Here is a 2,636-nt window from a genome sequence, read left to right on the forward strand (position 1 = left end):
CGGAGCGTGTTCTTTCTTCCCTGATCCTGGACCAGCGCGGCGGACGCCAAGGCTTCGCCACCGCGGTGTTGACGGAACTGATGAACCTGCGCGAGTTTCACGCCGACCGCAAGGAAGGCGGCGACGGTGAAGACCCCCTGTGGACCGACAGCAGCCTGGCTATCGTGGACCGGTAGACCGGGTCTGACCTCGGGTTTGAAAGGGCCAGAAACCACGGGCCCCTCGGGGGGCCTTCTTTGCTGGCCAACAGGCACATCGGCGCGAGAAGCCGGTTCAGTTCGGTGCCAGGCTGCAGGCGCGTGAACGCGCGGGCGCGTTGTCTCGAGCATCAGTCCGGATAATTCACCGATGAATCCTTCCCTTGCGCCTGCACCTGCGGCGAGCCCACCTTCTTCCGCCGTTCGCGAGACGCCCCCCGGCCCGGCCTCCTTCAGCACGCTCGCGCTCGCCCCCGCCGTGCTGGCCAATCTGGCGCTGCTCGGCTACACGGACATGACGCCGATCCAGGCGGCCAGCCTGCCGCTCGCGCTGGCCGGCCACGACCTGATCGCCCAGGCGCAAACCGGCAGCGGCAAGACGGCGGCGTTTGCGCTGGCGTTGCTCGCCCGCCTGAACCCGCGCCGGCGCGCGGTGCAGGCGCTGGTGCTGGTACCCACGCGCGAGTTGGCCGACCAGGTCACGCAGGAGATCCGCCGCTTGGCGCGGGCCGAGGAGAACCTGAAGGTACTTGCCCTGGCCGGCGGCGCCGTGATCCGCACGCAACTCGCCAGCCTGGAACACGGCGCGCATGTCGTCGTGGGCACGCCGGGGCGGCTGCTCGATCACCTGCAGCGCGGCAGTTTGGCGCTCGATGCACTGAACACGCTGGTGCTCGACGAGGCCGATCGCATGCTCGACATGGGCTTCTTCGACGACATCGCCACGGTGGCCAAGGCTTGCCCGAAGGAGCGCCAGACGCTGCTTTTCTCTGCCACCTATCCGCCGGGCATCGTCAAGCTGAGCCAGCAGTTCCTGCGTCAGCCGAAGGAAGTGAAGCTCGTGCAGCAGCATGCCGGCGCCACCATTCGCCAGCGCTGGTACGAGGTGCGCGAGAACGAGCGGCTGCACGCCGTGTCTCTGCTGCTGGACCATTACCGCCCGGCGAGCAGCCTGGCCTTTTGCAACACCAAACAGCAATGCCGCGATCTGGTCGCCGTGCTCGCGGCCCAGGGCTTCGAGGCGCTGTCCCTGCATGGCGACCTGGAGCAGCGCGAACGCGACCAGGTGCTGGTGCAGTTCGCCAACCGAAGCTGCTCGGTGCTGGTCGCGACCGACGTGGCAGCCCGTGGCCTGGACATCGCACAGCTCGAGGCCGTGATCAACGTCGACGTGACCCCCGAGCCGGAATTGCACATCCATCGCATCGGGCGCACCGGCCGCGCCGGCGAGGCCGGTTGGGCACTGAGCCTGGCCAGCCTCGACGAGATGGGGCGCGTGGGCAACATCGAGCTGCTGCAGGGGCGCGAGTCGGAGTGGCACCCGCTCGGCGAGCTCCAGCCCAGCGGCAGCGGGAAGTTGCGTGCGCCGATGGTCACCTTGCAGATCCTCGGCGGGCGCAAGGAAAAGATCCGCCCGGGCGACGTGCTGGGCGCGCTCACCGGCGAGGCGGGCTTTGCCGCCGCGCAGATCGGCAAGATCAATGTCGTGGAGTTTTCGACCTACGTGGCGGTGGAGCGCGGCATTGCGCCCGATGCGCTGCGGCGGCTGAACGAGGTCAAGGTCAAGGGCAAGCGCGTCAAGGCGCGACGGCTCAGCGACGCGCCGGCCTGAGCGCTGCGCGGCAATCCCTGCCCTGCGCTCGGGCGGATCGATTTGCGACACTCCGGGCGTCCTGACGCAAGGAGCAACGGCGTGACTCACCGGTTCTCGACGACGATCTTTTCCGCGGTGCTGGCGCTCGGCACGCTCGCCGGGCCGGTGGCCGCGCAAACGGGTGACAAGGAAGACGCACGGCAACACGTGGCCTTCGTCGAAGATTTCGTCGGCCTTTGCGTCTCGCGCAACGGCGTGCAGATCCTGGTGAAGAACACCCATCCGAGCCGCACGCTGCGCGTGTGGCTGGACCGCTACCACATGGGCACCGGCACGGGCGACCGCTCGCGCTCGGACCTGAAGGCGGGCTCCGAACCGGAAGCGCTGGGCTGCTCGCGCAGCCTGTCCGGCCCGCAGGAGTGGCGCATCGTGCGGGCTGTGTTCATCGACTGAACGCGCTGCTTCGGCCGAAGCAGCGAGCGCAGCGCGAGCGCCTCGGTTCAGCCGCCGGCACCCGCTTGCGGACACGACTTCTTGATACCAGTGTTGCCGTTGCGACTTGAAGGCGCAGCGGCAACAAGCGTCAAATGCGCCCGCTCGAGATGCGCAATCGTGCGCACCGAAGTGCTCACTGCTGTCCAAGTTTCTGGTGGCAGCGAGAGAAGTCGCACAAACCTTGGAGAAGTCGATTCCATGATCACGAATGAACAGTTGCAAGCCGAGCCGCCCAAGCCGAGCACTGCCGGGGCATTGCTGTTCTCGCTTGCGCTGGTCGCCTGTGGCGGCGGCGGCAATGACGACCCGGCTGCCTCGGCGGCAGGTGACGCCTCTGCGAACGCTCAGGA

General features: G+C 67.9%; 2 protein-coding genes. Both read left to right on the forward strand.

The genetic code is table 11. The features are described 5' to 3' along the window. The first annotated feature begins 348 nt into the window (after positions 1-348). On the forward strand, positions 349-1,809 hold the full coding sequence (gene dbpA, locus H0W38_RS20655; protein ID WP_292457723.1) for an ATP-dependent RNA helicase DbpA: 1,461 nt from the start codon (positions 349-351) through the stop codon (positions 1,807-1,809). 81 nt (positions 1,810-1,890) lie between these two features. Beyond that, complete coding sequence (locus H0W38_RS20660) at positions 1,891-2,244, forward strand: hypothetical protein (RefSeq protein WP_292457724.1); 354 nt, start codon at positions 1,891-1,893, stop codon at positions 2,242-2,244. Positions 2,245-2,636: the final 392 nt, after the last annotated feature.

Origin of the sequence: Methylibium sp. (assembly GCF_013817365.1) — a bacterium.
Lineage (GTDB): Bacteria > Pseudomonadota > Gammaproteobacteria > Burkholderiales > Burkholderiaceae_C > Methylibium.

Excerpts from the sequence above, each read along its gene's own strand:
- dbpA (WP_292457723.1), top strand. The coding sequence starts at position 349 with ATGAATCCTTCCCTTGCGCCTGCACCTGCGGCGAGCCCACCTTCTTCC.